Genomic DNA, 2,249 nt, shown 5'->3' on the forward strand with positions numbered 1-2,249 from the left:
AAAAGCCCTGATCCAGTTCAGGAATGAAAGGGATTGGGAACAGTTTCACAACCCCAAGGACCTCTCTTTGGCCATTAGCATTGAAGCAGGGGAACTACTGGAACAATTTCTTTGGAAAGATCCTGCGGAGGCCAATACCGAAAAGATCAAGGAGGAACTTGCCGATGTATTTGCCTACGCGTTTCTTTTAGCAGATAAATATGATATCAACATCAAGGAAATCATACTCGACAAGATTCGAAAAAATGCAGAAAAATACCCCATCGATAAAGCCAAAGGCACTGCAAAGAAGTACAATGAATTATGAGGGGTTTTTCCATAAAACAACACGACTTTAACCCGGGGCTTTTTGATGAATTAAAGACAGACCATTATGCCAAGGACCTCTGGCCGATAGTCTATATCCTTTCAGACAATACCATTAAAGAGGCTTATGTCGGGGAAACTACCGACACGTATGCCAGGATGAATTCCCACCTCAAAAGCAGTTCGAAGAAAAAGCTTACCTCTGTCCATCTAATCGGCAGCCCAAAATTTAATAAGTCCGCAACGTTGGATATTGAATCCAACCTCATCAAATATTTGTCTGGTGACGGGAATTTCAAATTATTGAATGGGAACCTGGGCCTGGCAAACCACAACTATTATCAAAAGCCCGATGTTTACTGGCACCTCTTCAAATCCATCTGGGATGAACTCCGCACGGAAGGCCTGGCAAGGCATTCATTGGAGCATATCGACAACTCAGACCTGTTTAAATATTCTCCGTATAAGAGTTTGCGCTATGAGCAGGTCACCGCTTTGCAGGTGATGTTAAAGGGCATTTTGAATGAGCAGTGCAAGACAGTGCTTATGGAAGGTGGCGCAGGGACCGGCAAGACCATTCTGGCCATTTTCCTGTTCAAATTGCTTGCAACGGACAGCGAAGATTTCAATTATGGCGATTTTGGCGACCAGGAACTGGAGTTCCTGGAGCTTGTAGAAAAGATCAAAATCAAATACCCCAAACTAAAAATGGGGTTTGTGGTGCCCATGTCTTCATTCAGGGCAACCATGAAGCAAGTCTTCAAAAACATAAAAGGCCTAAAGGCCAGCATGGTTATCGGGCCCGCTGCGGTTAGTCGTGAAAAATTCGACATCCTCATCGTTGATGAAGCACATCGGCTGAGAAGGAGAAAAAGCATCGGCGCGTACATTGGCGCGTTCAATAAAGCGGCCATTCGACTGGGGCTGGACCCGAATGAAACCAGTGAGCTTGAATGGGTCACCATGCAGTCCGGAAAGACCATCCTGTTCTATGATGAGAAGCAGTCCATCAAGCCCTCTGATGTCGATAAGGGGGGGTTTAAAAAATTAAAGGCTAATCCAAAAACCATAGTCGACAAACTCAGGTCGCAATTCAGGGTCCTGGGCGGGAATGATTATGTCGACTTCATTGATAAATTAATGCAATGTAAGCTGCCGGAAACTACCGGCACCTTTAACTCAAAGGCATATGAGTTTGTCCTGTTCGATTCTGTGGGCCAACTGGTGTCCGAAATAAAACAACGCGATAAGGAGTGCGGGCTATCGCGGACTGTGGCCGGGTTTTCATGGGATTGGGTTTCGAATAAGGAAGGGCAGGAACATGTAAAGGACATCAAAATTGGCGATACGGAATTAAGGTGGAATGCGGTCACTGAAGACTGGATTAACTCCGCCAATGCCGTCAATGAGGTAGGCTGCATCCATACGACCCAGGGGTATGATTTGAATTATGCCGGAATAATTTTCGGGCATGAGATTTCCTATGATAAGGGAAATAACAGCATTGTCATCAAAAAGGAACACTACAAGGATTCCACGGGAAGACAAACGGATTCAGCCGAACAGCTACAAGAATACATCGTAAACATCTACAAAACCATGATGCTCAGGGGCATCAAAGGAACCTATTTGTACGCTTGCGACCCCGATCTCAGGGATTACCTGGCTAATTACATCCCCGTGCACAGGTCTGAGCCGGAAATCCCGCAGGTCCTGTTTCTTCAACCGGAGGAAGTAATTCCCTATGAAAATGCCATCCCGGTTTACCACCTTGACGCAGCTGCAGGAGAATTTGGCGAAAACCAAAAGGTAAGTGACTTGGATTGGGTAAAACCCCCAAAATTCCTGCGGGTAACTCAAAACCATTTTGCTTGCAGGATTATCGGGGAATCGATGAACAAGGTAATCCCCAATGGTTCGTATGCAGTCTTTAAAAGATATCA

General features: G+C 45.4%; 2 protein-coding genes. Both read left to right on the forward strand.

The window, feature by feature from the left end; genetic code table 11:
- Positions 1-307: nucleotide pyrophosphohydrolase (locus V2I46_00005; GenBank protein ID MEE4175866.1), on the forward strand; the 307-nt coding region annotated here is incomplete at its 5' end.
- A partial coding sequence (locus V2I46_00010) for a DNA/RNA helicase domain-containing protein (GenBank protein MEE4175867.1) occupies positions 304-2,249 on the forward strand: 1,946 nt, incomplete at its 3' end. The genes V2I46_00005 and V2I46_00010, both read left to right, overlap by 4 nt.

Origin of the sequence: Bacteroides sp., assembly GCA_036351255.1 — a bacterium.
GTDB lineage: Bacteria > Bacteroidota > Bacteroidia > Bacteroidales > UBA7960 > UBA7960.